This window comes from Pseudomonas urethralis (assembly GCF_021602465.1).
GTDB classification, from domain to species: Bacteria; Pseudomonadota; Gammaproteobacteria; order Pseudomonadales; family Pseudomonadaceae; genus Aquipseudomonas; species Aquipseudomonas vlassakiae.
This window is the reverse complement of the sequence record NZ_BQIJ01000026.1, coordinates 22,755-49,267: the sequence shown is the minus strand read 5'-3', so window position 1 is coordinate 49,267 and position 26,513 is coordinate 22,755. Positions and strand designations below refer to the sequence as shown.

General features: G+C 58.3%; 45 protein-coding genes. 25 read left to right on the top strand and 20 right to left on the bottom strand.

Going from position 1 to position 26,513, the window contains the following annotated elements; translation table 11 throughout:
* Together L6D64_RS26670 and L6D64_RS26665 are read left to right on the top strand one after the other, a co-directional pair.
* The coding region (locus tag L6D64_RS26670) for a DUF2514 family protein (RefSeq protein ID WP_236192619.1) at nucleotides 1-257 on the top strand (257 nt) is incomplete at its 5' end.
* 34 nt (nucleotides 258-291) lie between these two features.
* Nucleotides 292-504, top strand: a complete 213-nt coding sequence (locus L6D64_RS26665; protein WP_236192617.1) for a hypothetical protein — start codon at nucleotides 292-294, stop codon at nucleotides 502-504.
* A 323-nt stretch (nucleotides 505-827) separates the two neighbouring features.
* Here the strand turns inward: L6D64_RS26665 and L6D64_RS26660 are convergent, their stop codons facing one another.
* The 7 genes from L6D64_RS26660 to L6D64_RS26630 form a co-directional block, all read right to left on the bottom strand.
* Nucleotides 828-1,880, bottom strand: a complete 1,053-nt coding sequence (locus tag L6D64_RS26660) for a site-specific integrase (protein ID WP_176509402.1) — start codon at nucleotides 1,878-1,880, stop codon at nucleotides 828-830.
* A gap of 1 nt (nucleotide 1,881) precedes the next feature.
* Entirely contained in the window at nucleotides 1,882-2,127 is a 246-nt protein-coding gene (locus tag L6D64_RS26655) for a DUF4224 domain-containing protein (RefSeq protein ID WP_176509403.1), read from the bottom strand.
* 39 nt (nucleotides 2,128-2,166) lie between these two features.
* Nucleotides 2,167-2,394, bottom strand: a complete 228-nt coding sequence (locus L6D64_RS26650; RefSeq protein WP_176509404.1) for a hypothetical protein — start codon at nucleotides 2,392-2,394, stop codon at nucleotides 2,167-2,169.
* 293 nt (nucleotides 2,395-2,687) lie between these two features.
* Nucleotides 2,688-3,074, bottom strand: a complete 387-nt coding sequence (locus tag L6D64_RS26645) for a hypothetical protein (RefSeq protein WP_236192615.1) — start codon at nucleotides 3,072-3,074, stop codon at nucleotides 2,688-2,690.
* The gene (locus L6D64_RS26640; RefSeq protein ID WP_176509405.1) at nucleotides 3,064-3,489 is read right to left on the bottom strand and encodes a DUF2591 domain-containing protein; all 426 of its coding nucleotides are present in this window, start codon (nucleotides 3,487-3,489) and stop codon (nucleotides 3,064-3,066) included. The genes L6D64_RS26645 and L6D64_RS26640 overlap by 11 nt, the downstream gene beginning before the upstream one ends.
* Before the next feature lie 187 nt (nucleotides 3,490-3,676).
* The gene (locus L6D64_RS26635; RefSeq protein WP_176509399.1) at nucleotides 3,677-3,880 is read right to left on the bottom strand and encodes a hypothetical protein; all 204 of its coding nucleotides are present in this window, start codon (nucleotides 3,878-3,880) and stop codon (nucleotides 3,677-3,679) included.
* Nucleotides 3,877-4,173, bottom strand: coding sequence for a hypothetical protein (locus tag L6D64_RS26630; RefSeq protein WP_176509406.1), 297 nt, complete (start codon nucleotides 4,171-4,173; stop codon nucleotides 3,877-3,879). The genes L6D64_RS26635 and L6D64_RS26630 overlap by 4 nt, the downstream gene beginning before the upstream one ends.
* Nucleotides 4,174-4,493: 320 nt before the next feature.
* Between L6D64_RS26630 and L6D64_RS26625 the strand changes: the two genes are divergently transcribed.
* Nucleotides 4,494-4,706 carry a hypothetical protein gene (locus tag L6D64_RS26625; RefSeq protein ID WP_176509407.1) on the top strand — a complete coding sequence of 71 codons (213 nt, stop codon included), beginning with the start codon at nucleotides 4,494-4,496 and terminating at the stop codon, nucleotides 4,704-4,706.
* 112 nt (nucleotides 4,707-4,818) lie between these two features.
* A complete protein-coding gene (locus L6D64_RS26620; protein WP_105948338.1) occupies nucleotides 4,819-5,118 on the top strand; it encodes a hypothetical protein in 300 nt (99 codons plus the stop codon).
* 47 nt (nucleotides 5,119-5,165) lie between these two features.
* Here L6D64_RS26620 and L6D64_RS26615 read toward each other — a convergent pair whose 3' ends face one another.
* On the bottom strand, nucleotides 5,166-5,714 hold the full coding sequence (locus tag L6D64_RS26615; RefSeq protein WP_176509400.1) for a hypothetical protein: 549 nt from the start codon (nucleotides 5,712-5,714) through the stop codon (nucleotides 5,166-5,168).
* A gap of 172 nt (nucleotides 5,715-5,886) precedes the next feature.
* Between L6D64_RS26615 and L6D64_RS26610 the strand changes: the two genes are divergently transcribed.
* On the top strand, nucleotides 5,887-6,459 hold the full coding sequence (locus L6D64_RS26610; RefSeq protein ID WP_176509408.1) for a hypothetical protein: 573 nt from the start codon (nucleotides 5,887-5,889) through the stop codon (nucleotides 6,457-6,459).
* A gap of 17 nt (nucleotides 6,460-6,476) precedes the next feature.
* Here L6D64_RS26610 and L6D64_RS26605 read toward each other — a convergent pair whose 3' ends face one another.
* Together L6D64_RS26605 and L6D64_RS26600 are read right to left on the bottom strand one after the other, a co-directional pair.
* Complete coding sequence (locus L6D64_RS26605) at nucleotides 6,477-6,752, bottom strand: hypothetical protein (protein ID WP_236192613.1); 276 nt, start codon at nucleotides 6,750-6,752, stop codon at nucleotides 6,477-6,479.
* 121 nt (nucleotides 6,753-6,873) lie between these two features.
* Nucleotides 6,874-7,656 carry a DUF2786 domain-containing protein gene (locus L6D64_RS26600; protein ID WP_176509409.1) on the bottom strand — a complete coding sequence of 261 codons (783 nt, stop codon included), beginning with the start codon at nucleotides 7,654-7,656 and terminating at the stop codon, nucleotides 6,874-6,876.
* A 96-nt stretch (nucleotides 7,657-7,752) separates the two neighbouring features.
* Here L6D64_RS26600 and L6D64_RS26595 point away from each other — a divergent pair, with 96 nt between their 5' ends.
* Both L6D64_RS26595 and L6D64_RS26590 read left to right on the top strand, forming a co-directional pair.
* Nucleotides 7,753-8,397, top strand: a complete 645-nt coding sequence (locus L6D64_RS26595; protein WP_176509410.1) for a hypothetical protein — start codon at nucleotides 7,753-7,755, stop codon at nucleotides 8,395-8,397.
* 100 nt (nucleotides 8,398-8,497) lie between these two features.
* The gene (locus L6D64_RS26590) at nucleotides 8,498-8,677 is read left to right on the top strand and encodes a hypothetical protein (protein WP_176509411.1); all 180 of its coding nucleotides are present in this window, start codon (nucleotides 8,498-8,500) and stop codon (nucleotides 8,675-8,677) included.
* Nucleotides 8,678-9,056: 379 nt separating this feature from the next.
* Here L6D64_RS26590 and L6D64_RS26585 read toward each other — a convergent pair whose 3' ends face one another.
* Entirely contained in the window at nucleotides 9,057-9,470 is a 414-nt protein-coding gene (locus tag L6D64_RS26585) for a hypothetical protein (RefSeq protein WP_176509412.1), read from the bottom strand.
* 112 nt (nucleotides 9,471-9,582) lie between these two features.
* Here L6D64_RS26585 and L6D64_RS26580 point away from each other — a divergent pair, with 112 nt between their 5' ends.
* A complete protein-coding gene (locus L6D64_RS26580) occupies nucleotides 9,583-9,804 on the top strand; it encodes a hypothetical protein (protein ID WP_176509413.1) in 222 nt (73 codons plus the stop codon).
* Nucleotides 9,805-9,813: 9 nt separating this feature from the next.
* On the opposite strand, the gene L6D64_RS26575 is transcribed toward L6D64_RS26580, so the two are convergent.
* From L6D64_RS26575 to L6D64_RS26555, 5 genes are all read right to left on the bottom strand, one after another.
* Nucleotides 9,814-10,182 carry a regulator of G-protein signaling domain-containing protein gene (locus tag L6D64_RS26575; RefSeq protein WP_176509414.1) on the bottom strand — a complete coding sequence of 123 codons (369 nt, stop codon included), beginning with the start codon at nucleotides 10,180-10,182 and terminating at the stop codon, nucleotides 9,814-9,816.
* 81 nt (nucleotides 10,183-10,263) lie between these two features.
* Nucleotides 10,264-10,722 (bottom strand): hypothetical protein, encoded by a 459-nt coding sequence (locus L6D64_RS26570; RefSeq protein ID WP_176509415.1) that lies wholly within the window; start codon nucleotides 10,720-10,722, stop codon nucleotides 10,264-10,266.
* Nucleotides 10,719-10,988: a hypothetical protein gene (locus L6D64_RS26565; protein ID WP_176509416.1), complete on the bottom strand. Its 270-nt coding sequence runs from the start codon at nucleotides 10,986-10,988 to the stop codon at nucleotides 10,719-10,721. Before L6D64_RS26565 ends, L6D64_RS26570 begins: the two co-directional genes overlap by 4 nt.
* A gap of 19 nt (nucleotides 10,989-11,007) precedes the next feature.
* Nucleotides 11,008-11,391, bottom strand: a complete 384-nt coding sequence (locus L6D64_RS26560) for a response regulator transcription factor (protein ID WP_176509417.1) — start codon at nucleotides 11,389-11,391, stop codon at nucleotides 11,008-11,010.
* 3 nt (nucleotides 11,392-11,394) lie between these two features.
* On the bottom strand, nucleotides 11,395-12,246 hold the full coding sequence (locus L6D64_RS26555) for a ParB/RepB/Spo0J family partition protein (protein WP_176509418.1): 852 nt from the start codon (nucleotides 12,244-12,246) through the stop codon (nucleotides 11,395-11,397).
* 358 nt (nucleotides 12,247-12,604) lie between these two features.
* On the opposite strand from L6D64_RS26555, the gene L6D64_RS26550 reads away from it, so the two are divergent.
* Together L6D64_RS26550 and L6D64_RS26545 are read left to right on the top strand one after the other, a co-directional pair.
* On the top strand, nucleotides 12,605-12,925 hold the full coding sequence (locus L6D64_RS26550) for a DUF1654 domain-containing protein (RefSeq protein WP_176509419.1): 321 nt from the start codon (nucleotides 12,605-12,607) through the stop codon (nucleotides 12,923-12,925).
* A gap of 238 nt (nucleotides 12,926-13,163) precedes the next feature.
* Complete coding sequence (locus L6D64_RS26545) at nucleotides 13,164-13,952, top strand: sce7726 family protein (protein WP_176509420.1); 789 nt, start codon at nucleotides 13,164-13,166, stop codon at nucleotides 13,950-13,952.
* Here the strand turns inward: L6D64_RS26545 and L6D64_RS26540 are convergent.
* Genes L6D64_RS26540 through L6D64_RS26530 form a run of 3 tightly spaced genes read right to left on the bottom strand, consistent with a single transcriptional unit; the run spans nucleotide 13,949 to nucleotide 16,339 of the window.
* On the bottom strand, nucleotides 13,949-15,052 hold the full coding sequence (locus tag L6D64_RS26540) for a beta family protein (RefSeq protein WP_176509421.1): 1,104 nt from the start codon (nucleotides 15,050-15,052) through the stop codon (nucleotides 13,949-13,951). The two genes, L6D64_RS26545 and L6D64_RS26540, sit on opposite strands and share 4 nt — an antisense overlap.
* Nucleotides 15,027-15,446, bottom strand: a complete 420-nt coding sequence (locus tag L6D64_RS26535; RefSeq protein ID WP_176509422.1) for a hypothetical protein — start codon at nucleotides 15,444-15,446, stop codon at nucleotides 15,027-15,029. The genes L6D64_RS26540 and L6D64_RS26535 overlap by 26 nt, the downstream gene beginning before the upstream one ends.
* A gap of 41 nt (nucleotides 15,447-15,487) precedes the next feature.
* Nucleotides 15,488-16,339, bottom strand: coding sequence for a S24 family peptidase (locus L6D64_RS26530; protein WP_176509423.1), 852 nt, complete (start codon nucleotides 16,337-16,339; stop codon nucleotides 15,488-15,490).
* 88 nt (nucleotides 16,340-16,427) lie between these two features.
* On the opposite strand from L6D64_RS26530, the gene L6D64_RS26525 reads away from it, so the two are divergent.
* The 8 genes from L6D64_RS26525 to L6D64_RS26490 all read left to right on the top strand — a co-directional run bounded on the left by L6D64_RS26525 (nucleotide 16,428) and on the right by L6D64_RS26490 (nucleotide 20,982).
* Entirely contained in the window at nucleotides 16,428-16,604 is a 177-nt protein-coding gene (locus L6D64_RS26525; protein ID WP_125464606.1) for a Cro/CI family transcriptional regulator, read from the top strand.
* Between the two features lie 209 nt (nucleotides 16,605-16,813).
* Nucleotides 16,814-17,542, top strand: coding sequence for a DnaT-like ssDNA-binding domain-containing protein (locus tag L6D64_RS26520; RefSeq protein WP_176509424.1), 729 nt, complete (start codon nucleotides 16,814-16,816; stop codon nucleotides 17,540-17,542).
* Nucleotides 17,539-18,222, top strand: coding sequence for a replication protein P (locus L6D64_RS26515; protein ID WP_176509425.1), 684 nt, complete (start codon nucleotides 17,539-17,541; stop codon nucleotides 18,220-18,222). Before L6D64_RS26520 ends, L6D64_RS26515 begins: the two co-directional genes overlap by 4 nt.
* A 25-nt stretch (nucleotides 18,223-18,247) precedes the next feature.
* Complete coding sequence (locus L6D64_RS26510) at nucleotides 18,248-18,544, top strand: DUF1364 domain-containing protein (protein ID WP_176509426.1); 297 nt, start codon at nucleotides 18,248-18,250, stop codon at nucleotides 18,542-18,544.
* On the top strand, nucleotides 18,541-18,969 hold the full coding sequence (locus L6D64_RS26505) for a VRR-NUC domain-containing protein (protein WP_176509427.1): 429 nt from the start codon (nucleotides 18,541-18,543) through the stop codon (nucleotides 18,967-18,969). The genes L6D64_RS26510 and L6D64_RS26505 overlap by 4 nt, the downstream gene beginning before the upstream one ends.
* A complete protein-coding gene (locus tag L6D64_RS26500) occupies nucleotides 18,966-20,264 on the top strand; it encodes a tyrosine-type recombinase/integrase (RefSeq protein ID WP_176509428.1) in 1,299 nt (432 codons plus the stop codon). The genes L6D64_RS26505 and L6D64_RS26500 overlap by 4 nt, the downstream gene beginning before the upstream one ends.
* A complete protein-coding gene (locus L6D64_RS26495; protein WP_236192611.1) occupies nucleotides 20,261-20,581 on the top strand; it encodes a hypothetical protein in 321 nt (106 codons plus the stop codon). The genes L6D64_RS26500 and L6D64_RS26495 overlap by 4 nt, the downstream gene beginning before the upstream one ends.
* 11 nt (nucleotides 20,582-20,592) lie before the next feature.
* On the top strand, nucleotides 20,593-20,982 hold the full coding sequence (locus L6D64_RS26490; RefSeq protein WP_019471606.1) for an antiterminator Q family protein: 390 nt from the start codon (nucleotides 20,593-20,595) through the stop codon (nucleotides 20,980-20,982).
* A gap of 103 nt (nucleotides 20,983-21,085) precedes the next feature.
* Here L6D64_RS26490 and L6D64_RS26485 read toward each other — a convergent pair whose 3' ends face one another.
* Entirely contained in the window at nucleotides 21,086-21,355 is a 270-nt protein-coding gene (locus L6D64_RS26485; RefSeq protein ID WP_176509429.1) for a hypothetical protein, read from the bottom strand.
* A gap of 335 nt (nucleotides 21,356-21,690) precedes the next feature.
* Here L6D64_RS26485 and L6D64_RS26480 point away from each other — a divergent pair, with 335 nt between their 5' ends.
* From L6D64_RS26480 to L6D64_RS26450, 7 genes are all read left to right on the top strand, one after another.
* Nucleotides 21,691-22,062 (top strand): hypothetical protein, encoded by a 372-nt coding sequence (locus tag L6D64_RS26480; RefSeq protein ID WP_009397122.1) that lies wholly within the window; start codon nucleotides 21,691-21,693, stop codon nucleotides 22,060-22,062.
* A complete protein-coding gene (locus L6D64_RS26475) occupies nucleotides 22,062-22,379 on the top strand; it encodes a hypothetical protein (RefSeq protein ID WP_176509430.1) in 318 nt (105 codons plus the stop codon). The genes L6D64_RS26480 and L6D64_RS26475 overlap by 1 nt, the downstream gene beginning before the upstream one ends.
* Entirely contained in the window at nucleotides 22,379-22,717 is a 339-nt protein-coding gene (locus L6D64_RS26470; RefSeq protein ID WP_176509463.1) for an HNH endonuclease, read from the top strand. The genes L6D64_RS26475 and L6D64_RS26470 overlap by 1 nt, the downstream gene beginning before the upstream one ends.
* A gap of 155 nt (nucleotides 22,718-22,872) precedes the next feature.
* Nucleotides 22,873-23,373 (top strand): hypothetical protein, encoded by a 501-nt coding sequence (locus L6D64_RS26465; protein WP_176509431.1) that lies wholly within the window; start codon nucleotides 22,873-22,875, stop codon nucleotides 23,371-23,373.
* A 3-nt stretch (nucleotides 23,374-23,376) separates the two neighbouring features.
* Nucleotides 23,377-25,056: a terminase large subunit gene (locus tag L6D64_RS26460; protein WP_176509432.1), complete on the top strand. Its 1,680-nt coding sequence runs from the start codon at nucleotides 23,377-23,379 to the stop codon at nucleotides 25,054-25,056.
* Nucleotides 25,053-25,214: a hypothetical protein gene (locus L6D64_RS26455; RefSeq protein WP_176509433.1), complete on the top strand. Its 162-nt coding sequence runs from the start codon at nucleotides 25,053-25,055 to the stop codon at nucleotides 25,212-25,214. Before L6D64_RS26460 ends, L6D64_RS26455 begins: the two co-directional genes overlap by 4 nt.
* Nucleotides 25,207-26,505, top strand: coding sequence for a phage portal protein (locus tag L6D64_RS26450; protein WP_176509434.1), 1,299 nt, complete (start codon nucleotides 25,207-25,209; stop codon nucleotides 26,503-26,505). The genes L6D64_RS26455 and L6D64_RS26450 overlap by 8 nt, the downstream gene beginning before the upstream one ends.
* Nucleotides 26,506-26,513: the final 8 nt, after the last annotated feature.

Below are 26,513 nucleotides of genomic sequence, written 5' to 3'. Positions count from 1 at the left end.
CTGGTGGGATGCGCGGGGAAATCGCCAGACTGCGGGACGGCCACAGAGCCACCTGCGGCGCCATTGCTACCCAGCAGCGCCAGGCAGGAACATCTGCCGTCGTGGTGCTCGGGGGATTGCTTGAAGACGCTGACCGAATGGCGGGCAGCTGCGCAGCAGCGCTTGAGCGAAGCCGAATAGCCGGGCTGGCGTGCGAGTCGATCTATAATGGCCTCTCCATCAAGGGGAGAGAGAATAGTGAGCGGTCGTTACGGTAACCAGAGGCCCCAGGAGTTTTTGCCAGGGATCATCATGCCTCCAGAAATCCACGGCCTGCTGCGCAAGCGGGTCGCGGAGATCGAGGTCAGTGACACGGCGACCAATTGCCTGATTGCCCAGGCGAGGGCCGAGAGTCTGGTAGAGGCGCTGGAGGTGCTGAAGGCGATCCCGGCCGCTGCGGTCGAGCGGCTGTACCTGGTGATTGTACATTCGGCAGATGCACGGCTGGCCGAGCTCGGTGGCTAGCTATATAAAGGAAGGGAACGTTCGGCAGGAAGCCGTAGGCGTGGGGCAAAAGGCGAGGGACAATCCTGGGACACTGGATGTCCCAAATAGTCATGAACTACCAGCACCAGCAATTAAGGCTTAGGCCAGTAATTCCGCGGTCTGCAGGCTGAAAGCCCCGAAAAACCTGAATCTCTTACCGGATTGCAAATCCGTCTACGCCGGTTCGATTCCGACCTCGGCCTCCACATTCGAAAGCCCCGCAGATTAACGTCTGCGGGGTTTTTCTTTATGGGTCCAAAAAGCCAAGAGTTCCGAAATAAAAGGCATGGAGTTCCGAAACTTCAGCCTTTCGAGGGCTTGGCGATGGCGCCGACGCGGCGGTAAACGCGTTCGGTGATTCCCTCTTTTGAGTGGCCCAGCAGCACGCTTGCATCGCTCAGGTCGTTGATTTCCGATGCCGCTTTCGGTCGGATATCGCGGAACTGAAACTGGGCGATTCGATTGGCCAGGTCTGGCTTCTTGTCCAGTTCGGCTTTCACCCTGGCAGCTTCGCGAGCCTCCGCCCACCGGTTGCGCAGCATGGGCCAGCTCATGCGTTTGCCGTGCTCGTTGACGATGAAGAACGGCGACAGGTGCTGGCTGGTGTATCTGATGATGCGGTCCAGCAGCAGGCCCAGGCTGTTCCTTACGCCATTCGCTTCCAGGACGATCCTCAATCGCTTGCCGGTCTTGCCTTGGCTGACCAGCAGGTAAATCCCTTCCATATCGTCCTTCCGCATGGACAGCACGTCCGACGGCCGCTGGCCAGTCAGGTATGCCAGGTCCATCGCATCCTTCAGCTCCGGTGGAGCCTCCTCATACACCGCCTGCCAGACAGTTTCGTTGGCGTAGAAGTCGCGCGGTTTCTCCTTGTTCTTTCTCACGCCCAGACACGGGTTGTCTCGGGTGGTGAGTCCCCATTCCCTCGCCGTGTTGAATACGTGGGAGAGAAGGGCAATCTCCCTGTTCGCCCTGGTCTTCGCCGACCGCGAGTCGCGGTACTGCGCGATCATGGCTGGTGTGATGGCGTCGATCGGTGCCGAGTCGAACACGGCGCGCAGCTGCTTGAGCTCGTAGATGTTGTCCTTCTGGGTCCTGGCGGCCTTGCCTGGGATGATCTTCAGCAGGTACTCGTCGAAGATCCCCTTCATTGTCGTCAGCTCGGCCGGGGTGGCCTTGGCTTCGAAGTCGGCCCACTTCAGCTTGGCCTGCACCAGGTCGGTACCGAGAGGGATTTCCTTGCCAGCCTGGTCGCGGTAGTAGTACCCAACCCACACTTTTCCGTTCTTTCTGGTGCGCTTGCGCCGGTACATGCCCGGCGGCAGGTCGCGGTTCTCGGTACTTCTGGGTCGCATTTCACTTTACTCGGGAGAAATCAGGGGTCCAGGCGGGCGCCGGGGGCGGGGCTGCAGCGACAGGCACGGTGTCGATCACCACGCCGCTGAGCTTCTGGCGGGCGTAGAGGCGACCCACTAGGGGCCGGCCGCCGCGGCTCTCGACGAAATGCCAGCCTTTCTCTTTCAACCAGCGGCGCTGCCACGCCCGGGGTTTGTAGCCGGTGATCACCACCAGCTCTTCGTCCGAAAGGATCTCGGTTTCCATGGGATGGTCTCCACGCCGCCGGTGGCGGCAGGTTGGTGGTCAGGCCTCGCCTTCGGTGATGGAGTGCTCGACCGAAAGTGATCGAGCGTCAGCAGCGCCCATGAAAAGCATGTTCAATGCGGAGCCCTGCAGGACAGCGACCGCATCTGTGCCTTCGTCGTCTTCCCCGAGCACTGGCAGCGCCTGGTGGCGGATGAGATCGATGCCGACGCCCTCGGGCACGTCGAAGCGAGTGATAACAGTCGTGGTCACGGTGATGATTGGCATGGCAATAGCTCTCCATGCCCGCGCATGTCGGCGGGCTTGAGTGGTTGGGGGAGGGGTTAGGCTGGAATCAGCCGCAGCGGACACGCGGCGAATGGAAGGTCTGCGGGCGCGCAGGGCGGACGGCCTCGAAGTACAGAGTCCACATGTCATCCCACGCTTCTTTCATGGTGGCGCCTTGGCCCGTACAGCCCATTCGCCGGCACCACCAGTAGCCGTTCCAGTAGGTCATGCGCGCTTTCATGGTCGCGGCCCCCTGTAGATCAGGTAGGCCATGTACATCAGAGGTAGGATCATTATTCGTCCTCCTGCTGCACGCCAAGCTCTCCCATCACCTCGGTGGCGATGGCAAAGCCAGGGCTGCCAAGTGGGCATTCCTGGATGATGCGGTTTAGGCCATCGATCAGATCGCGGGCTGTGCCGATCATCATGTCGGCGTCGGCATCCATGTCCAGGCCAAGCGCTTCGCCAATGCTGCCGATGGAGATGCAGGCATCCAGTAGCAAGCGCTTGCTGCGCTCGGCATCCTTGCGCAGTTGCTCGTTCTCGGTGGACAGCTTGCCCAGCAGTCCGTAGCACTCGGCCAGCAGGTTGTTGGCAGCTTCGATAGCCTGGCCTTTGCCAGCCACGCCGCGCTGGCAGGCTTGCATCAGGCCCTGCACGTCGGTTGCTTCAGTGGTCATTGATCAGCTCCTTCGGCACTTGGACGGTATCGCCGAGCTTGGCCTGTGCTATCGCTCGGCATGAGGCTGTCAGCGCGCTGGGTCCGTCGCCGCTTGGAAGCACTTCCTGGCCGGTGGCCTTGCAGACGTAGGCGCACCAGTACTCTCCGGTTGGGCTTCGGCTGAAGCCCGCGCCATCGAAACTTGTCTGAACGTGGTGCTTGTCGATCAGCGGACCACCAAGCGCCCAGTCCTCCCAAGGGTTGAAGCGCTTGGTGTGTTCGGTGGCGCTGGCCTGGTACCGGGCAAACACACGCCAGGGGTTCCCGTACTGCGGCGGTGCGAGGAACACGTCCAGGCCTTCAGCCCTGCCAACTGCCCAGCCCAGCGCCTCGCCGGCCAGGTCTGCCGTCTTCACTTCGATTAGGTCGGTCATGGGCGCCGCTCCATTTGGCGCTGGCGATACGTCGATGGCCGCTCGATTGCCCACCAGCCTGCGCTACGGGATCTGGCGTAATACCAGCGGCCTTGAGCGTCTGTTTTGTACCAGCCCGCCATGAATTTGGGTGTGCATGGCGCCCATACTTCTGCATCGGAGGGCGCGACGTTCCAATCAGTGTCCGTCACAGCTCATACCTCTCATCAATCCAGCGCCCAGGCGCCAGTGCGGGTGTAGGTTCGGGTTGGGTTTCGTGCGGGGAGAGCTGGCGCTGGAGGTGGGTAACGCACGGCACCGCCTGCTCGCCCTTGTGCTGGCTCATCCACGAAGCGCCGATCAGCGCGCCGATGGCGCCGTATGTGAGAACTTCAATCAGCCAGCCGATCATGGGTGCACCTCGGCGTTGTAGCGCTTGTAGTCCTCGCCGAATTCCCAGCAGTAGGTCGCCGGCCATGCGCCTGGCGTGCCTTCCTCCACGAACACGTATCGGTGCGCGAACTCGCCCGATCGATCCGGCACCGTCTTGCACCATTTGTGCTGCGGGCCACCCAGGAACCAGCCTGGGCATTTCTTCACGGCTTCAGCCATGAACGCCTCAAGGTCGTGGTGACCCTTGCTCATCGCGATGTAGGTGTCGCTGCCGACGCTGTGCACCTCCAGCGGATACTGTTTTCCAGGCATGAGAAATCCTTGGCCGCTCCTGCGACCTGCTTGTGCTTAAATTGGCGGGGTTTCGAAATGGATCTTTCTGTTAAGGAGAGCGCTATGTTTGCTGTTGGAATCGCACTGCTCGCCGTCGGCTTGGGTGCCTCAATGCCGGGCCTCTGGATACCTGGCGCCGCCCTCATGGCTGCAGGCGCAGTGAAGCGCGTGCGCAGCTGATCCCTGGCCGCCATATCGCGGCTGTTGGCGAAAAAAATTTATGTTCTGGTGACTTTAATCTGTGGCGAGGTGTCCACCGGTCACGAGGAGTGCTTCGCTCCTCATCAGCGGTGGATCACATGAGCTCTATTAGCAAGGATCAACAGTTTCATGCGTACGAACTGCTTCGAAAGCTCGATATCTACACGACTCAAACGATGAGTCAGGTTGTGTATGGTGTGACGTCCTCCGCCAACTGGCGATCGGATTGCGACCAGCACCGACGCATTTTTGAAGAATGGATGGCTTTTGCTGCAACGATGCACCTGCCTGAGCCCCCGGACGCGGACTGATCGCCGCTTGTCCGATACAGTTCTCAGTATATCCCGCTGCGGTTGATAGCCGCTTCGCGTTCGCTATTGTGAAAATAACCTATCGCATACAACTAAAGTCGTAGGAGACGGCATGAGGATTCGCGGTGATGTTTTTTGGGATTGGGCAGACCCGACGTTGCACCATCGCACTCAAGCCGAAACGCTCAGTGACGGCACCTTCATTGACGTGCAGGTGCGCCTGTCGCGAACTGGTATGACGCAGATGTTCATCGGTGTGTACGCATCCAGCGGCATGGCCATCCATGAGGAGGCTTTCGATTCTCGACCAGGTGAGTCGATGACCCGGGCGCTCGCATGGGGTGTTGGCCGCGCTCGCCGAATTGCTGTGGAGGGTGTATCTGCTGCTGATCGTCTCGCCGCATCGAAGTAGAGGGGAGAGGGGTTACAGCTGGGTGGAGTACTTTTGTACTCCTTGCCTCACAATGGCATGCGAGTGGCCTTCGGTTGTAACGTAAGACCCCTCACGGCTTCGCTGTAGATGTACTTGATCGTGTCCCAAGGGATGAGGTGGCGCTGGCCGTACTCACCCTCGCCATCGCATATATCGCAGCCTTCTACCGGCTCATCCAGTTCGCGGCATTCCGGGCATTCCTGGGTGACCTCCAGCTTGAACTCACCGAGCAGCAGGGCTTTGGCGCCGTTCTCGGCTGTGAGCCGCTTGGGCATCAGGCAGTATTCTTCAGGGATGTCTGGCAACGGCCCAACAGTGACAATCGGCAGCCCAGTCTCCGCCGCATCCCTCTCTGCCTCTTCTTTGGTCCACCAGAAGGCAGTACCAACCATCCAGGCTATTGGCTCGGGGCTGGGCTGCGGGGCTGGCTGGGCGCCGAGCTTGCGCAGCTCGGCGGGCAGGCTGGCCCAGGCCCCGGCCGCGATTGCACCTGTGCCGTTGGCTAGCAGGTCTTCGATGGCCGATGCGGCTTGGCTAATCAGTTCGGTATTTCTGAATGGGGCTTCCGTTGGCATGACGATTCCTTGGCCGCCATATCGCGGCGGTGAATAGAGGCGAGAGGGAGGGGGGGGCGGCTGACGCGCGCGAGTAATCTATGCGCTCTTTTTTCCATCTGTTGGCTCGTATACGATCGCGCTTTACCTTTACCCGTAGCTTGATGTGTCGAAGATAGAAAAGGAGTTTGAGTTGCTGGAAAAAATAGGTCGATTTATGGAGAAAATAAGCATCGTATTTCCCATAATTGCAGTTATCGTATCTGGGATTACTGTTGCCCAGCTTTTTTTGGGCTCCATAGGTGATTCGAATATCACCATCGGGTCCCGTGTAGATGCACTGAATGCGGAGATGCGTATCCAAAAATTTTCTGATGATCTTCAAGCCTTACGTGGAGACTTGGATGGGATAAAGAAACTTGTTGGTAACGTTTCTGACGGTAATCCCAATACAGCCGCAGCCCTAGACATTGCGGTGGTCAGAGATAGGCTTTCCGCCGTTGAAGGTCGGGTGCAAGCCCTAGATCTTGCTATAGGTAGCAGCCCTGAAAAATCCCTTGCAATCCCAATTTTGCGCAAAGACTTTGACTATCTTGTTAAAGACTCGGATAACCAAAGGGCTATTTTTCGAGCGGAGATAGATAAGATTTATGAACAGCAGAAGTGGATGATGAATGGGCTGATAACAGTGCTGCTTCTGATCATCGGTTCTGGAACTGCACTGCTAGCTAGGATTTATCTCAAGAGTCCTAATTCTGCCTCTTAAGCGCTGAGGAGCAATATTCAGACGCCTTTTTGAGTTTCAGGCTTCCAGTCTGCCCAGCCGATGACCGGCATCTTGGTCTTTGGGCTGAGAATCTTCTTGCCCTTCTCGTCGAGTAGGGCGGCTTTGCAGCGGATCTTCAGGTCACGGCAAGCTCCGGCCCGTTTGGCCAGCTCGATGAACTGCTGGGCATGCTGCGGGGTGTCGAAGAGCGCGCTGAGCTGCTTTACCTTCTCGCCTGCCATGATGGCCTCGGCGTTGCGCTGAACGGCCTCGGTCCACTCATCGAGCGTCATCTCCAGGGGGGGGGGCAGCCAGCCTTTCCGCTTGGCCTAGTGTTTTTGGTCTGCTTCCTGGCATCTGCGAAGGCGCTGCTCGCGGTCATGCCGAACACTGCAAATGTGCTCATAGATCACCTCATCGTGAGTGGCTGATTTGCGCAGCGGCCTGACCCAAGTGAGCCATTCCAGGGTTCAGTTCTACGCGCTGCCCGGCAAGCATCCCGGCGATCTGCGCCGCCATATCAAGCTCAACAGCGCGAGCCTTGCGGAGCTTGCCTATTTCCTTCCCGGCCAAGTACTGCTCGATCAGTGCCTTGTCCTGACTCTCCACCGCCATCAAGTCACGGCCGTTGGAGTGCTGCTCAATGGCTGGATCCTCCTCGCCGCAGGGCACCAGCTGATGGATTTTGCCGTGCACCACTGAAACCCACGCGATTGCAAAGTGGTCCCCCGCAGTCTCTGGCGAGTAGGCGTTGCGGCTCTTGCCGCACCGTACCCTTGCCACATAGTCGCGCCTGGCCTGCGTCAGCTTGGCAAGGAGGGTTTCGTAGGCGTACATCGCAATCTGGGGTGCCGGTGTGACGCCGACAAACAAGGCCCGTTCAACCATGCGTCCGGAGGTGTCGCACCAGTGGCGATACGAGAGAGGTCGGCAACCAAACACTCTGGCCACGATCCCGCTAAGCTGCCGATCCCAGGTTGGTCGGCGGTTCGCCCTGGACTTCTCCGACTGGACCTCGTCCACATCGCTCAGGCGCACATCCAGCTCGGTGAGTCGATATTCGCGCATCAGCGCTTGGGCCTGGCGCATTGCCGTGGCCGCCTCATTCTCGTTCGAGCTTTTGGACAGGGCCAGGCAGCGCTTGATCTTGCGGATGACTCGCTCGAGCTTGCTTTCGTCGTGCTGTTGTTCAGTCATGTTGTGGTCCTTGCGTGCAGGCGCCGCCCTCGCCAGGGAGGCTTCAATTCTGAAAAGGGGTGATATGCTTCCTGGCATATTTGCAAGGGGAGCAAAATGGACAGAGTCGTACTAGGTGGATGTCTTCTGCTGGTGCTGTTTGGGCTTTTTGTGGGACTGGGAATGCAAACTTCGCCAGAGGCTCAAACAACAATCAGATCGGCTTTTGAATTGCTCAGTTTTATCGCTACGTCTGTAACGGCAGTGGTCGCTGTAGTTGCATTAACCGGCTGGCGCATGCAGTTCAAGCACACTGAAAAATTTAACGCGCTGCGCGATCTTAAAGACTCGGCTACGTCACTGCATAAGTTTAGAGGTTACCTATTAGCGTTGCAGAACAAGTGTCTGGGGCTTCTTCAGGGCGCCTCCCCTGAGAATATCGCGTACCTTCAAGAAGCGGAGGACGAGGCCCGTCTGAAGTGGCTGGAGGCACTAGAGCATTACAACCGCGCTTGGAGTACAGCTTTGGTTTTTCTAACAGCTGAAGAGTCAGAGAATTTCGTCGGGTCGTCGAACGTCTTTAATAGACGATCTATTGATGACCCTGTGAAAATAACGATGCTGTATGCCAATGCCGCTCAGGATGGAGGCGCCCCCTTGTTTCAAAGTGAAGCCCGAGAGGTTACTGATGCTGCTAGGCATCTCTACGCATCCACCCGGACAGCGCTTGAAATCATGCTGATGGAAAAATTTCGACTTTAGCCAAGGCGTTCATCGTTTGAGAGGGGAAGGCGCCGCAGCTGGCGCGCATTGTTCTGCTGGGCTATCAATTCATGGCTGACTCGACCCCGTGGAGGTCGCCATGACACTGAAAAGCGATACCGAGGCCCTGGCCTCGATCGAGGAAGAAGCCCAGGCAATGCTGAAAAAGATCGGCCTGCCGGACGACCAGATGAAGAAAGAGATGGTCATCTGCCTGCGCCAGATCATTGCGATTGCGCGCTACCGGAAAGGCATGGGCGCCGGCCCTGAGGTTGAATAGGAAAGGCGCTTGTAGGATCTCCCCGCAGCGGCGGTTTGTTCAGGTAGTTGGTGTGTGCTATTCCGATATGATCGGACAAGGAGAACTCTAATGAGATTTCTCATCGTTATCGGAATAGCTCTGGCAGCCGCCCAGTTGGTTGGCTGCGGTGAAAAGGTGGAGGCGCAGCCGCAGGCCAACGGCGCTCCAAGTGCTTGCGGATGCTCTGACCAGGCAAACCTGATTGGGAATAAGCACGCCGTTTACAATTGCAATTGTGGAGCGATGCAATGCGTCGTCGCATTTTCAGCCAATGGAACTGGCGGTCCTTTGGGGGAAGTGGCGTTGCAGTGCAAGTAGATAATCATCGCGCCGCTGATTGTCCAGAAGCGGCTAAGAGTCAGGCCGCACGTACCTTGAACGACAACATGGCGGTGGCGTCGTCGTTGAAGCACTCGGCCAGCTCTTGATAGGCCCGGTATTTGGCCTGGCTGCGGGTCGCTGCCCATACGCGCTGCACGTAGTGGCGCGCATCTCCCAGCATGTAACGCACGTCATCCCAGTCGTACATGCCATTGGTGAGGACTTCCCACTGCTTGAGCGGAAGTTTCTCAGCCATTTCGCCGTACTGCATTTCCCAGGTTGGGTGGTAGTTCTGGATGCGCTTCTTCGGGTCGCTGTCGAGGATCACGCCGATGTAGTGGCCACGGTCGGCCATGATCACGCCTGGCTCACCGTTGGCGATCACGCGGCGCCCGACCTCGGCGAGTACGCCGTAATGCTGGCGCACGTATGCGCAGTTGTAGTTGCTCATGGTTTTCTCCATGCATGCGCCGCCCTCCGTGCTGGTGGCGGCATGGTGGCAATTTGGTTTGGGTTGGGGTATTACGGGTGAACGGCATGGGGCCGGATCAAGAGGATTTGTCATGAGTAACCAGCAAGCACAAATCGAAGCGCTCGAGCATTTCGTACTGGCTCTTTTCAAAGAACTGGATCAGAAACACGGCTTGCCGTTGAGCAGGATCGTCGATAGTGCCAAGTCTTCGGTTCTTGGCTCGGACGGCGCAGGGGGCCCAGAGCAGAAATCTGCAGCCGTTCAATACTTGGACAGCCTCGGCTTCCGGCTTGGGACTACCCGCCGCTCTTGACCTCTCAGCTCAGGCCTGCCTGATGTGTTCAATCACATACAGGCCGGTATTGTCAGGATCATCTCCCAGCGTGAGGTCCGACGCTCGCAGCTCTCGCCCAATGCGGAACTGGTCGAGTCTTCGCGCCACAAAATCCGACACAACGATTTCGTGGCGCGGAGCACTGAGGAAATGGCGGGCCGCTTCAGGCCCTAACTCATGGATGCGGTGGATCAGCAGGGTCATGGCCTCGCCGTTTTCCTCGACGCTGGCCCAGGCCTTGATCTCGGTCAGGGCCTGCTTAGTCCCTGGTCGAACTTTCAAGCGCAGGTCTTCTTCCTTCACTTTGGCTGCCTTCTCGCGCCGAAGCTTGTCGCGTTCCGCCTGGTTCATTGCCATGGCCGATACCTCCCAAGCCGCTGGGCGGCAGATTGATGTGTTGCTGGCGCCGGCCGTGCCGGGCGCGTGCGGTGGTGCGGGTCATGCTGCTTTCTGCTGATTCCAGGCCCCGACAGCGGCAAAGATCTTTGCAGCCTCTGCTTCGTCGAGCGTTGTGTCGGTGGGTATGGCGATCCAGCCGGCCGCCACCAGGTGATTAGGATTAGCCGTGGCCCGCAGGTCTGTGTAGGTCGCCTCGATCACGTCGGTCAGGTGCTCGGCGCGGTAGTTGCCTTGCGGCGCAACCTCGATGGACTTGTGGTACCGCTCGCCGAACTCAGTCCGACAAAGCACGCTGAGATAGATGGTCCACCGGTGCGGGATATCGCAAACCGCGTCGACGACCTGGCGCACGCGGATCTGCTTGAGGTTCTTCCAGTTGATCAGCACCTGCTGGCCGCTCGGGTCGATGTTCACCACGGCGGCGTGGTTGGCCGAGACCAGAGCCCGGCAAGTCCGCTCTAGGCGGGCCCGCATGTTGTGGGGTTTGCGCTTGCTCATTGCCGAGTGCCTGTCTTGCTTGCCGCCCCGGCCTCGCAGGCATCGACAAAGCGCATCGCAGCCTTGTAGCTGTAGGTGAACCCTTGCACGGCGCCGGTGGCGATCTCCACCACATCCCACATGCCGCCCTTGCCCGAAGCCTGGTATCGCGGGGCCGGCTGGCCGACCTTGGCGTGTGCCTCGATTCTGGCTGACTTGCTACGCTCGAGCAGGGCCGCGAGCACGGCAATCTTCTGCTCGAAAGCGGGATGCATTGCTGTCTGCATGGGGTGATCCTCGGTAGGGTCAGGCGTGAAGTTCCAGGCTCTCGGCCCGGCGAACAATTCGAACTTGTGCAGTGCGGCGCTCCGGCGCCCGGCGGTCACGGCGCATCGGGTCGCCGTCGTCGATCACCGCATGCATGGCGATGAGGCTGGCGAGCAGGATGCAGAGCGGGCTGATGATCTGTTGGCGCATGGCCTTGGTGACCGCCTCGATGCGGCGGCCGGCTTCCAGCTTGAACAGCGCGGCCTCGATACGGTTGGCCACGGTGCCCGGGCTTACCGCCATCTGGCGGGCAATTTCTTTGGTGGTGAGGCCTTGGGCCACCCACAGCAATGCTTCAAGCTCGCGGGGAGCCAGCGCCTTGCCGAGCTGGCCAATCCATGAGCCGCAGGTGATCGTGTCCATGATTTATCTCGGCGTGGCGCCGTCCAGGGCTTTGCGCAGCTCAAGGACAAGCGCGGTGGGTAGGGTGAGGGATCGGCTGTCTTCGTCGATGGAATCCAGCGCTGCAATCAAATTGCGTGAGGCGACGTGAACGGCTTCAAGGCGAGGCTTCGGTATCGCAGGGCCTTTCATCGTTCCTGCCGTGACTTTCTTCTTGCCGCTGGCCTGAGCCTTTTCCAACTCGGCTCCAAGAACCTTGCCGGCACCGTCGCCATGCTCTCGAACCACCTGAGCCGCCGTCGTAGCTGACACATGGCCCGCTGCAACCAAGCTCTGCACATCGGTGTTCGCGTTGCCTACAGTGAGCACCTGCTCGACGTGTTGCCGCGTCTTGCCAACCTTCTTGGCGATCTGCTCGGGTGACCATCCGAAGGCCCGCAAGCGTTTGTAGCCCTCGGCCAGTTCAAGCGGGGAGAGCTTTTCGTTCTCCTGACTAGAAATGATCCGCGCAACGCGGTCGGCATCGCTGCCTTCGAATGCGATGACGGGCACCCAAGCCTCAAGGATGTGCGGATTGTCCTTGTTGGGCGTGCGCGGGAGCCTGCCAGTTCTGTCGAGCTTGATCATGGCCCGACGACGGCGGTGGCCATCAACGATCCATACGCCGCCCTCTGCTCGTGGGCGAACCTCAAGGGGCGGAATCTGGCCGCCGTTGGCGATGAACTCGGCCAGGGCGTCAATGCTAACCTCAAGCGCTTCGCCCTCGGTGCGCAGGTTGAAGCCTGGCTCTTCATGAAGGTCTTCCAATTGCACCTTCATCGCGTCGGCGCGGCGGACCTCGCCATCCTTGATCATTTGTTTGAATGACTTTGCCATTGCAATTCACTTCCGTTGGGACGGTGATTTCCCGTCTGGCCCTGTCGCCAAGGCCAGCCAGTGAAATCGGAGTGATCCAGGCGCCCATCGCTCTCTGGGCTACGCGCTTCCCCGCATTGGCATGCGCGCCACTTGGTTTCCTGAACCCAGCTCACTGCATGAGGCAGCTGCTGCCCTCATGTGCCGCTGAGGGTGACGGGAGTCGAGTTGTGTAAAGAGCGTTGGCTGCCGTAGCCACCTGGCTCGATGCAAATGCAAGCGAACTTGCATTAATAAAAGCATGCTTGCAGCTTGAATGCAAGCACACTTGTGTGTTTTTAAAATACTGTATATACATACAGCTAGTAGGAGGCTTCTGATGTCAGCGCAGGAAAATTTCGCACACAGGGACGAGCTAACCGGACTGGAGCGCTTAGGTCTGAGGGTTTCAGCGATGATCAACTCACCGCTGGCGCAGTTCGGGAGGAAGGTTCTGATCCATCAACTGGACACGGACAGTGATCAGGACTGGGGAGCGATCATGGAGCTGCTATCACAGACTGATGGCCTGGACATGACGTTCTGTGACGACGGATCGGTGATCCTACAGTGGGATGCACCCACGGATGACGATCGGGTGATCGAGAAAGCGGTAGACCTCGACCTTGTCCGACACGAAGATGAGAAGGCCCCATTCTGATGTCGCATCAGATCGCAATCGCCTGGCTAAAGATCGAACTAGGCGCTGATGCTGTTGCGGATGCAGCATACGAATGGCTACAAAACCATTTGATGGGTCCGTGTGGTGTCTATTGGCCATGCTAGCGTGTAAGGCAGGCGATGATGAAAATTACTAAAGCTGGTGTACAATTCTCGGCATAAGGACTGACGGTAGCTGGACAGCATGGAAGCCGAATCGAAATATTTTGGTGATGCACGTGATTAAGGAAAAAGCGATCAAGGCTGCGCTTATCGATTGGCTATATTCAAAAGGCCACATTGACGACGCCATTCTGATAAATGAGATGGTAGTTGCTAATTGGGCGCGCAGAGCCGATTTGGCGTTAGCCAATGGGCGATTGCACGGCTTTGAGATTAAAAGTGCTTATGACTCTCTTAAAAGGCTTCCGGGGCAGGTTGAGTCATTCCAAAAGCACTTTGATAAAGTTACAGTTGTGGCCGCTTCTAAGTTTATTCCTGAGATCTTGAGGGACTACCCTGACGAAGTTGGTGTGTTGGAAGTCTGTTTGAGCGGCGATAGGGTGATGTTCCGCCAAGCGCGCTCAGGGCGAATCGCTGAAGTTCGGGATCGTCAAGTGATTGCAAGTTTGATCACTAGGGTTGAACTTGAAAAACTGCTTCGTCAGGAGGGTATTTGGTTTCAGTCTGGAGCTTCAAGGAAAGAGCTGCTGCCTTATGTCGAGTTTCTGTCAATTAAGCGACTAAAATTGTTCGCTTTGGATTGTATAAAACAGCGATATCGGGAGACATTTAATGCCTTTGAGGTCGCGAGGAAAACGAACGGTTCTTTAGAAAGTCTGTCGCTGCTTAGTAAGAGCGAAAATAGTAGGATTTCATTGGCTGCGACGCGAGAGTTGCCTTGTTCAGTATTCAGGTCTTTAGATAATGAAAACTGTAAGTCTGTCGATTTATCAGTGTTCGGAAATGACTATGGGGCTCTTTTAGATGTAGTGCCCCATACCGTGTTGACTAAAAAAAGATCTTAAATCAAGTCGTCAAAATCTTCTTCGTCGTCAAGTTTGCCGTTGCAGCGGAAGTCAATCTGTTTTGATAGGTGCATATTTACCCGGGCAGCAATCCAAGATGCCGGCGTTTTCATCCCATCAATATTTCCCTTCGCGGCTTCTCGAATCATCTCGCCCCCCCAGGTATCGTCATCGGAAATTTCTGAGTAAGATTTGATTAACGATTTGGCGGCATCAATATAGCCGCTAGAATTGTTATCAGGCCTTCTTTCGAATATCCAAGCATCATTAAGTGGATAGTCGATCCGCGGAGTGTATCGGCCTCCGCCGGTTATATATACACGGGAGTGAATAGACCCGTGATCACCATAAATTGCCGCTCCTGAACCGATAGCTTCATGGATTTTGGCCTCATACATTGCAATCAGCCCTCGCTTGCCACCGCTGTTTGGATCGAGGAACGAAACCACTGAAGAGGGGAAGCTAGTAGCTGTAACGGTAATTTCAGCGTCTTCAACTTCGTCCCGAATCTCGTTTATCGTAGCAATACAACCGGCTAACGAAGCGGGGAGGGTGTCACGCACATAACCTGCATCGATAATGGTGATTGCATTTTCGATCGAGTCAAGCGATGAAAGCGCAGAGATTATTTTAGAGGTATCCTCTCCAAAATCTCTGACTTTGAAGGCTACTTTGTGGCAGCCAGTTTTTTCCAATTCTCGAGCTTGTCGTATAATCTGAGATGTTTTCGAATCAGAAGTTATCTGAATAACTGGAATTACGGGGGCGTCAATGTTTAAGATGAACTCTCTCCAGTTCTTAAAGTTTGCGCCGGTGTCTTTAAGTTGTTTGATGTCGTCAGTTAAAAAAGATGGCTCGACGGTTAGGTCGAGTATGAATGGTCGCCCGGAGCTGGCTTCCACTATCTTCGATAATGGAATTTCGATGCTGGACTGCCGTGGCCACATACCTAGCGTGAACGTTGGAATAATCGAATCTTTGTGTTTTGAGCTTAGTTTTTCATATCCTAAAACCTCCGCTGGACGGCTTCTCAGTGAAGGGTAATAACTGTATCTATCGAATAAAATATTCACGTTATGCTTCCTCTGCTGACGTTTCATTCAGATTTTCATCCGTGCCGAGCGCAGTTTGACGATCAACTGCCTTTCGTTCTCGTTTGGTGGCTTGCTGTCTTACGGCTTTAGAAATAATGTATGCATCGATTTCGATCATCTTTGCATTGGCATTTTCTAAGTCGGTGATTTTAATCAGTAGGTCGGCGTTTGCTGCATGTGCTTCAGTAAGACGATTGATGAGTCGGAATAAAGGTATTGACAAAAATACTCCGAGTAGCAGGGCCGCAAGCCATCCCGATATACCAAGCCATATGGATTTTTCGCCATTCGCCAACGTGTATACTGATAGCAGTACGCCGATCAGGCTGAGCGCAACACCTATTGCACTTAAGTAAAACCCTGTATTTGATTCTTCGGTTAGCGGTTTAGAAATTTGCAATTGCTGCCTCCATGCATTTTGCTTTTCGGTTGCTCAATGCGTCACAGTTTTTGTGCATTCCATACCAGCAATACCTTTGCGTGTATGATCAGGTCATCAGTGCGCGCTTGCAGGTCTTTATGCTTAGGGTTGTCTGAGATCAACCACATATGCTCTTGATCTTTACGCTGCAGCCGCTTTATCAACAGATCACCATGCCAAGTGAGTACGTATACCCCCTCGCCCTGATAGTCGTTCACGCCTCGATCGACGATTACTGGATCTCTATCGTTAATCGTCCCCTCCATGCTTTGCCCCCATCCCGTAATTATCGACAGGGCCTGAGCTGAGGTGTAGGTCACACCTTTCTCGCGCAGAACTTCTTCGCGGATAACCACATTCCTAATGACTTCACTGTACTCGGCCGGAACCTGGCCGTGGCCCATGGCTGCACGGATGTCGTACTGTGGGATTGAGATGTCGCCATCGGCCGGCTGGGCTGTAGCAATGATGAAACCACTGCCTTTGTCTCCAGCAGGGTCTTCTTCGACCGCCCGAACGATGCTTTGCCGCGCCTCAGCGCTCAGCCCCTTGCCGTGCTTCTCAAGCATCTTTCTAACGGCATCCGCTGCTGAGCTGCTGCTCCCAGAGTCCTTTGCCGCAACTGACTTGGCTTCGCCTTTGCGAGGAGGCTCGCCTTTTCCTGAAAGAAGCCAATCGACAGACGTGTCGTAGCCCTCGGCGAGAGCCACAAGGTTCTCGTTTTTGATGTTTTCAGTGTCACCAGCAAACCACTGGCGTACAGCCTCGTAGCTGATTCCGCAGGTGTTGGCGATATCTCGCTTGACGTTGCGCACGCCCAATTCAGGGCGCCGAGCCAGCACAAGTTTAGTGATTCGGTCTGTGATCTTCATGTGCGCAATCTACAAGGTTGCTTGTCAAGCATGCTTGTTTTGCATATGCAAGCATGCTTGAATGTCAAGACGAGCAAAGGAGGTCGCCATGACCAAAAGCCAGGCAATCAAACATTTCGGGTCAATAACGGCGCTCGCAAAGGCGCTCGGCGTGACCTACGAGGCAGTCCGCCAGTGGGCAGATGTGCCTGAGCTGCGCCAGTACCAGATCGAGCGGATCACGAAGGGTGCGCTAAAGGCCGGGAAGGCAGACGCGGCAGCGTGACCGTGAGCGCATTGTCATCCGCCTGACCTTGCGCCAGTAGATGACGGAAACACCTGCGAATCCATCCAGTACCGGAATCGCAGACGAAAAAAAAACCGCCTGGCAGGGCGGTCTTCTGAAACAACATCGAGGTCGATTATGCACCGCACAGACGATGCAGGCAATACCACGCATTCCGCGTCAGCTGTCAGTCATGGAGGGCGTTCGTAATGGCTCGTATCCGCACCATCAAGCCTGAGTTCTGGACCAGTGAACAGGTCATGGAGTGCTCGGCGATGGCTCGACTCCTCTTCATCGGGATCTGGAACTTCTGCGACGACGCAGGCAACCACCCGATGTCACCGAAGACCATCAAAGCTCTCGTTTTCCCCGGTGACGACATCACTGCGCTGGCCGTGGAAGGCCTGCTCACCGAGCTGGTAACGAACCGGCTGATTACTCTCTACGAGGCGGGATCGAAACAGTACCTGCACGTCAACGGATGGCACCACCAGAAGATCGATAGACCCACCGTAAAGCATCCAGAATTCGTCGAGCCCTCGCCGAGCGCTCACGAAGAAGTTGGCGAAGGTTCGTCTAGCGGTGATCGAGGCCTCAGCCCCGGAAGGGAAGGGAAGGGAAGTAATACACACTCTTCGCGTGAGCCGTTCGCGATGTTCCTCGAGTGGGTTCCTGACCAGGCGCAGCTTGAGGCGTACGCCAAGCGATCAGGCGTCCCTATCGCAGAGTTCTCGGAAAAGGCCATTTCAGGATTTGTCGTCCACCACGACGCGAAGGGGCTGGCTAAAACCGAGAGTCAATGGATCGCTGACCTGGTCGCCTGGAGAAAGCGCGACCTAGCGAATGCTGCGAAGGTCGTTCCCCTGCGTGCTGGTCCGGGTGGCCAGCAGCTCGATGACCACGATACGTCTTGGATCGAGCAAGGGAGTGCCCAATGAACCCAGTCGCAGTTGTCACTCATGGCCTGTGGGCCAAGGTTCAGTCCGGTCAGCACGTCTCTGCTGGATACGATCTGCCCGATGAGGTGAAGGCCGAGCTCAACCGGAAGACGGCAGAGGTTATCAACGATCTGTTCCGTGACCTGCGCTCGATCTGCACCGCCTGGAAGCAGGCTTGGCCCGACCAGGCCACCTACAACGCGTCGAAACAGCAATGGCTCACTGCGTTTCTAGAGGCCGGCATTTGCAAGCCCGAGCAGTTGCAGTTTGGACTGATGCGCTGCCGCCAGTCGGGGGCTCCGTTCATCCCACCTCCCGGTGAGTTCATCCAGTGGTGCCAGCCGTCACCAGAGATGCTCGGTCTGCCGGCCTTGGCGGCCGCTTTCCGCGAAGCAACCCGCAATGCCCATCCTGCGATGGCTGGTCGGGGTAAGTGGAGTCACGACGCGGTCTGGCACGCGGCCAAGGAGTGCGGCTTCGAGAATCTCAACAAGCTGCCATCCGATGCCAGCTCGAAGCTGTTCGAGCGCAACTACACCATCGCAGTTTGGCGGCTTATGGCCGGTGAGCCGCTGCAGAAGATGCCGCTGGCACTTCCTGCGGAGGTTTCCGTGCGCCGCACTCCGCAAGTCGGAAATTCTGCCTTGGCAGCCATGCGCGCCCGCTTGGCGGGGCGCTGATTAATTACCTTCAAGGAGGCGTCCCGTGCGCCAAACAAAACTGACCAAGGCCGCGCGCGGCCGGGAGTGCCAGGTGCGCATCCCGGGCATCTGCAACGGCAACCCCGAGACTACCGTCCTCGCGCATTACCGCCTGGCTGGCACTTGTGGCGTGGGCAAGAAGCCGCACGACCTGCAAGGCGCCTGGTCCTGCAGCGCCTGCCATGATGCCTGCGACGGGCGCAGCCAGGGTGTAGACCGGGACACAGCGCGCCGGTATCACGCCGAGGGCGTCATGCGCACCCAGGCGCTGCTGCTGAACGAGGGGGTGCTGGTCGCATGAATGCTCCCGCCCTTCGCCCGTTCAAGGCCAAGCCGGCCCGCGCCAAGCCCGTCGACCGGGAAGGGCAGGAGCAGGCCGCGCTGATGCAGGAGCTGCAGCTGCGCTACCCGCAAGCCTACAAGCTGATTTACCACGTCCCGAACGGTGGGCACCGGATCAAGGCCGTGGCCGCCAGGCTGAAGGGGCAGGGCGTGAAGGCTGGCGTTCCCGACCTGGTACTGCCGATGGCGCGCGGCCGCTACTTCGGTCTCTACATCGAGTTCAAGGCCATGCCGCCGTTCGATGCGCCGGTATCGCCCAGCCAAGACGCCTATCTGCAGGCGCTGGCCGGCCAAGGCTACCTGGCGATCGTGTGCCGGGGCAGCATCGACGCTGTCGAAGCCATCCGCGCCTACCTGCTGCTGCCCGCCACGGTGGCTGCATGAGCGCGACCCGGGAAGTGAAGCTGAGCGAAGCCGAAGTACGCCGGCAGGCCGCCGACAAATCGGTGCGCGACTTGCGCGACCCGCGTCACCCCGGCCTATATCTCCGGTTCTGGAGCAATCGCGAGCGCGGCACCTGGCACCTGGTGCGAGGCAAGAAGTGGGTGCCGGTCGCCCGCTGGCCTGACCTGAGCGTGGCGGCGGTCATTGCCGAGCTGCCCGCGCTGCGTCAGCGCCTGCTGCGCGATCCGGCAACAGCGCCGGTGGTGTCGGGCATGGCCACCGTGGGGCAGCTGCTGGACTGGTATGGCGACCGTATGGCGCGTGATCGCTCACTGTCGGCGAAGCGCAAGGCCGGCGCCCGCTCCGCCATCGCCCAACACCTGAAGCCGCGCCTGAATGACCTGGCCGTGGCCGGCGTGAATGCCGATGCGTTGGACAAGCACCTGATGTGGCCATGCCAGGCCGAAGTGTCGCTGTCCTACCTGCGACAGATGTTCGCGCTGCTGCTGACTGCCTTCCGCCAGGCCCTGCAGCTGGGGTTGATCGACCGCAACCCAATGGCCGGGATGCGCTTCAACGACTTCACCAAGGCCAAGATCCTGCCCAAGGCAGCCCGCCTGCGTGACGTGCAATTGCCTGAGCTGATGCAGCAGCTGGCCAAGTCCTTCGACGAGGAACCGGGCGACGCCATGCTGGCCCTGATGATGCTGGCCCACGGCACCCGGATCGGTGAGACCCGCATGGCGCGCTGGAGCGAGATCAGCCTCGCCGCTGCCGAGTGGTTCATTCCCGCGGCCAACACCAAGACCCGTACCGAGCACCGCTTGCCGCTGACCGACCAGGTGAAGGCGCTGCTGGTCCGGTACCGGGCGATTCAGCAGGCCCGGGGCTACGAGGGCGTCTACCTGTTCCCGAACCGGCGGGGGCTGCCGCTGAGCGAAACCCAGGCGAGCATGGTGTTCACCCGGCTGGGGCAGGGCGAGTGGACCAGTCACGACCTGCGCAAAGTGTCCCGCACCACCTGGACCGACCTTGGAATCGACGGCCACATCGGCGAAATGCTGCTGAACCACACGCTGGGCAAGATCGCCAGCACCTACATCCACACCCAGGCCATGCAGCAGCGCCGGGCAGCCCTGGAGAAGTGGCACGCCTGGTTAGACGGCATCGGCTTTGGTGCCATTCACGGCCTTACCAAGGCCTTATCCGAAATTTCACAGAATTCCGGCGAGCCAGCGGAACACAAGGCTTCCAGCCACCTTGCCGAATTTGTAATTAGCGAGGATTCGAAGTGACAAGGAAGAGCCATGGCCCTGCCTTCAAGAAGGCTGCGATCAAGTTGGCTCTGTGCCCTTTGTGCCGTGGGAGAGCGGTCACTCAGGGTGTGTTTCACGAACTGACATGCGGCCACTGCAATGCCTCTGGCTTTGTGGCGGCTGCAACCGGCGAGGCCTTGGCCCTGGATGAACTGGTTACCCAGCTCAGCATGAGGCTCCGGGCGGCGCTCCGGCAGATTGAGCAGTTGAAGAACCCTCAGGCATCCGGGCCTGAGGCGACATATCAGGGAAGCAACCGGCGCGGCGCCGGGGGCACCAACTACACCGGGGATTGAGGGGAAAGGACATGAAAAAGCGGACCTACGTAGACAAGGCCCTTGGTGACACAGCGTACATGCTCGAGCAATGGGGCTGGTGGCGCATGGACGGCATGGGTGTGCCTCAGTATGTTTGCCCGCTGTATGCACTTATGAAGGAGCACGCCCCCGCGGAGGGAGGCCTCAAGCAATACGTGATAACTGACGACCTCGCCTTGGCGGTGGACGGCGCCGTAGCGAGGCTGAACAAACGGAACCCGCAGATGGGCGGCTTCGTATGGCTGTACTTCGGTGCCAAGTGGCCGGCGCTACGGATCGCTCGCGAGCACAAGATGGGCGAGGCGAAGGCGCGAGAGCTGATCAACACCGGAGTGGCCTGGATTGACTGCGCTTTGGAGCAATTGCGAGAGGCTGCATAAAAAGCTTTCCGCGCGGATAAACACCTGTTTTCATAGCAGCGTGTCCAGCTTGCAAGCAACGCGACACAGAGAAACCCCGGCCAGTTAGCCGGGGTTTTTGCATTTACGCCTTACCGTATTGCTTGTCTAGCCAAGCGTTCAAGTCGTCGCGCTTATGGGGCGCGCTCCCTGGAGCATGCTCTAGCTTATGCGCCACAATGCTCCGGTTCTCATCGTTTTGTTTGTAGTTTCGAGTCTTCAGGTATTGATCAATGAAATACTCGACCTCCCACTCTTCGGACATCGATACATAAATGCGGTCAATCTTTCCGCGATATTTTTTGTTGTCGTCGCTTTTCCAAACCACGGTGAACACCTTTTCATAGGTGGCCAATTGCCACGCTTTTTGATACCACCATTTAACGATTTGATCTACTCATCGAAGGTCGTCTAGTTCGATGAAGCCATTCCAATATCCCTTCATTCCAAGTCTCCGCATCTGCCGGGGCTTTTTCGTTTCTGGACGCTCGAAATGAACGCCGTTCGAGACTACTACCGGCGGCATGTGTACCTCTCAAACCTCATTGACGAGACGCACTCTCTGCTCGTTCGCATGGAGCCACACGAAGACGCGAGGGTTCGCCCCGTGCGAGTGAGGCACCTTCGAAAGCTTCTTCGGTACAAGCGACGTGCCAAGGGACGCACCTTACAATTTAAATGGAGCGACTGATGGACCCGACCGACCTCGGCCCAGGCACAGCCACCTGGCTGGGCGGAACGGGCACCGTATTGCTGGGCGGCTTTCTGTGGCTGCGCAAGTTCCTTTCCAAGGACGCCACCGACCGCGCTATGGACAATGCCGACATCGGCACGGTCCGTCGGCTGAATGAACTGCTCGACTCCGAGCGCGAGGCCCGCAAGCTGGCCGAGGCTCGAGCTGATCAGTTCGCCAAGGAACGCAACGAGCTTGCAGCAGCAGTAGGGCGGATGGAAGGAAAGATCGAAGCCCTCACCAGCCAGGTCGGCCAGCTCACCGAGAAGGTGACCACCCAGAGCGCCGAGATCTCCCGGCTTCGCTCCCAGCTTGGAGGCACAGCCTGATGGACAAATGCGCAATTGAATTCATTGCTCGTCGCTGGTGGCGTCGCGTTGAGGTCTGGGTCATCGCCATGCTGCTTATTGCAGGCGGTGCGGTGCTGGGTTGGCAGTCTGCCTACTGGGCGATGGCCAGCACTCAGGCCCACCAGGTGGATGAGATCCGCCAGGCCTACGATGCCGCCATGGCCGAGCGTGACAAGCGCCTGGACGAACTAACCAGCAAGACCGAGAGTGCCGCGAATAAAGCGTCGAAGGCTGCAACCACTGCAACCCAGGCGGCAGACAAGGCCGACGAGGCGCTCAACCGAGTGTCCCAATGATGGCTCGGCTCAAGACGTTGGGTTCGCGGATAAAGGAGAGCGCAGGGTCACGGGTCAAGGTGGTGACACCCGGCAGTTGGCGGAGCGGCATGACCAGCTCGCAACGCGGTTACGGCTATCGATGGCAGAAGGCCCGCGAGCAGTACCTGCGCGACCACCCGCTGTGCGTCTTTTGCGCAAAGACCGGCAGAACCACTGCCGCGAGCGTGGTTGACCACATCGTCGCGCACCGCGGCGACAAGGACCTGTTTTGGAATCAGGATAACTGGCAGTCGCTGTGCAAGTCCTGCCACGACTCGGTTAAGCAAGCTGAGGAGGCAGCAGGGCTGGGCGGGTGAGTTCAGCGAGCTGCCGAAACCCGCTCAGATTGCTTAGGGGCACGCCAGTGACGTGCCTCGTAAGGGTAGGGGGGCCAAAAGCTATGAATTCTCATCTAGCTAGACCGCCTCCGACCCCACGTACACATTTTTCTCCCCCCTAAAGGTTTTTGTTAATGGTGTTAACAGACAAACAGCGACAGTTTGTTGACGCTAAGGCCCGGGGTGCGTCAAACAAAGAAGCGGCGGAAGCCGCGGGCAGCAAGCCTTCGGCCGCTGCAGCAGCTGGCTCGCGTTGGGCTAATGATCCGAAGATTGTGGCCGCAGTTCTCGCTCGGAGAGCAGAGCTCAGTGTTAACCCTGAGCCGAAAAAACGTAGAGGCAAAGCGAAGGCCGATGAGGCCGCTGAAGACCCTGTCGAGGTAAACGAGGCGGACGGCGAGTTCCTGAGCTGTCTTCCAGACACACAGGATCCGCTCGAGTGGTTGATCGCGCTGATGAACGAGCCTCGGGCCAAAGTCTTCGACCGGCGCAACGCTGCGCAGACGGCCGTGCCGTACATCCACGGGAAGAAGGCCGAGGCAGGCAAGAAAGAGCAGAAGGCGGAAGCCGCGAAAGAGGCGGGCAAAGGCAAGTACTCCCAGAGCAAGCCGCCCCTCACAGTAGTCAAGGGGTGACTCATGCTTTGGACCACGGCCTGCCCTGACTGGTGGCGGCGTCTGGCTGCCAGCGAATCCATCATCCCCGAACCGCTCTTTCCCCAGGAGGCAGAAGAAAGCCTCGAGGTTTTCAAGGGTCTTCGCATTGTCGATGCCCCGGGCAGTCCAACTATCGAAACCGCATGTGCCCCATGGGTCCTGGCTTTCGCAGGTGCTGTGTTTGGCAGTTACAACAGCGAGACCGGTGAGCGCCTCATTCGGGAGTTCATGCTCTGCATCCCGAAGAAGAACAGCAAGTCGACCATTGCCGCCGCGATCATGCTGACGGCCTTGGTCCGCAACTGGCGAATGTCGGCCGAGTTCATCATTCTCGCGCCGACCAAGGAAATTGCCGACAACGCCTTCGTGCCGGCCAAGGACATGGTCAACAACGACGAGGAGCTGAGAGATCTGCTGCACGTGCAGCCGCACCTTCGGTTGATCACCCACCGGGAAACGGGGGCCACGCTGAAGGTCGTCGCGGCTGACAGCGACGTGGTCGGTGGCAAGAAGGCCGTCGGCGTGTTGATCGATGAGGCCTGGCTATTCGGCAAGAACCCGAAAGCAGCCGACATGATTCGAGAGGCCACTGGCGGTCTGCTGTCCAGGCCCGAAGGCTTCGTTATCTGGCTGACCACGCAGTCGAACGAACCGCCCGCTGGGGTATTCCGGTCGAAGCTGAACTATGCACGCGGCGTGCGTGACGGCCGGATCAACGACAATCGCTTCCTGCCGATCATCTACGAATTCTCCAAAGAGATGATCGACAGCGGTGATGCCCGCAAGCCAGAGAACTTCCACCTGGTGAATCCCAATATGGGGTTCTCAGTCGACCGACCGACGCTTGAACGCTTGTTCATGCAGGCGGAGATCGACGGAGAGGCGGAGCTGCGTGGCTTCCTGGCCAAGCACCTCAACATCGAGATCGGCCTGGCCCTGATGTCTGATGCCTGGGTCGGTGCCGAATTCTGGGAGCCACAGGCAGCCACTTGGCTCAACCTAAATGAAATCCTTGAGCGGTGTGAAGTCATCGATGTGGGTGGTGATGGAGGAGGGCTCGACGACTTGCTTGGTCTTGCCGTCGTCGGCCGGGAAGCGAGCACCCGCCGTTGGTTCCACTGGGCTCACGCTTGGGCCCACCCGTCCGTCCTTAAACGTCGCAAGTCCGAAGCCCCGCGGCTAAAGGATCTTGAGGCGGTGGGCGACCTGACCATCGTAAAGCGCATCGGTGAGGACGTTGAGCAGTTCGCAGCCATCGTAGCCCGCATCAACGAGACCGGCTTGCTGGACAAGGTCGGGCTCGACCCGGCGGGGATTGGCTCTGTTCTCGACGCCCTGGCCGACGCTGGTGTCGAAGAGGACAAGATCGTTGGCATCTCCCAAGGCTGGAAGCTCACCGGTGCGATCAAGACGACGGAGCGCAAGCTCGCTGAGGGCACGCTGTTGCATTGTGGCCAGCCGCTCATGGCCTGGTCGTGCGGAAACGCCAAAGGGGTGCCATCGGCCAACGCCTTCTTGATCACCAAGCAAGCCTCGGGCACGGCGAAGATCGACCCGCTGATGGCTACATTCAACGCCGTTTCTCTGATCAGCCTCAATCCTGAGGGGCGCGGGGGAATGGACAACTTCATGGCTGGCATTCGGGACCCACTGATCGCATGAACGCACTTCACATTTTCATCGCCTGCGCTCTGGTGGCTTTCTCCCTGGCTTGTGCTGGGGTATGGGTGCTGGCCGGTACTGGCTGGGCCTTGATTGCAGGAGCTGTGAGCTTCTTCTGCATCGCCGGCTTTCTTCGCCGAGGGCTGACCAGTGATTAAAACATTATCCCAGGCTTTGGGGGCTGCGGCCGCCAAGCCATCAGCCAGCATGAGCGAATGGTTGGGCAAGAGCATCAAGCTATCAGATGGCGGCTTCTGGGGCGCGTTTCTCGGGGCTCAGTCCAGTAGCGGAAAATCGGTCAGCGTCGACAAGGCGATGCGGCTTTCCACAGTGTGGGCATGCGTCCGCATCATCTCCACCTCGGTTGCGGGCTTGCCCCTGAGCATCTACCGGAGGATGCCTGATGGTAGTCGTGAGAGTGCACGGGACTTCCCGCTGTACGACGTGGTGCACACCAGCCCTAACGAGGACATGGCCGCCTTCCACTTCTGGCAGGCAGTCGTTGCCTCGATGCTGCTGTGGGGGAATGCCTACTGCGAGATTCACCGATCAGCAGGTCGCGTCATTGCGCTGGACTTCCTGATGCCGTCCCGAGTCGACCTCGAGTTCGATGATGATGGCCGGCTGAGATACTTCTTCAGGCCACGCAAGGGCGCGCGCCGGGAGATTGTGCGGCAGAACATGCTGCACATCCCGGCCTTCACTCTGGATGGCCGGGTTGGCCTTTCCGCCATTCGTTACGGCGCGGACGTGTTTGGCTCGGCGATGTCGGCAGACGACGCGGCCAACAGCACTTTCCGCAACGGCATGATGCCTACGGTCGCGTTTTCGGTGGACAAGACGCTGAACCCGGCCCAGCGCGTTGAGTTTCGTGAGTACGTCAAGACCATTTCCGGGGCGCTGAACGCTGGCAAAAGTCCTGTGCTTGAGCAAGGAGTGAAGCCGGAGATGATCGGCATCAACCCCGCTGACGCGCAACTGCTGGAGTCGAGAGGGCACAGCATCGAGGAGATTTGCCGATGGTTCGGCGTCCCACCCTGGATGGTGATGAAGACTGACAAGGGCAGTAACTGGGGCACCGGCCTGGAACAGCAGCAGATCGCGTTCCTCACCTACTGCATTATGTCCTTCACGGCGCCGATCGAGCAGTGTGTGAACAAGTGGTGCATGACTGCGGTAGACCGGATCAACTTCTATTCGGAGTTCTCGCTCGAAGCGTTCCTGCGGGCCGACAGCTCTGGGCGCGCGGCGTACCTCAGCACGATGGCCCAGAACGGCTTCATTACCCGCAACGAAGGGCGGCGAAAAGACAACATGCCTCACATGCCAGGCGGTGACGTTCTGACGGTTCAGTCGAACCTGGTGCCGCTGGACCAGCTGGGCAAGCAAGACGATGGTCAGGCCGCAAGGGCCGCACTGATGAACTGGCTTCAACAGCTGGAAAAGTAAATCTCGGG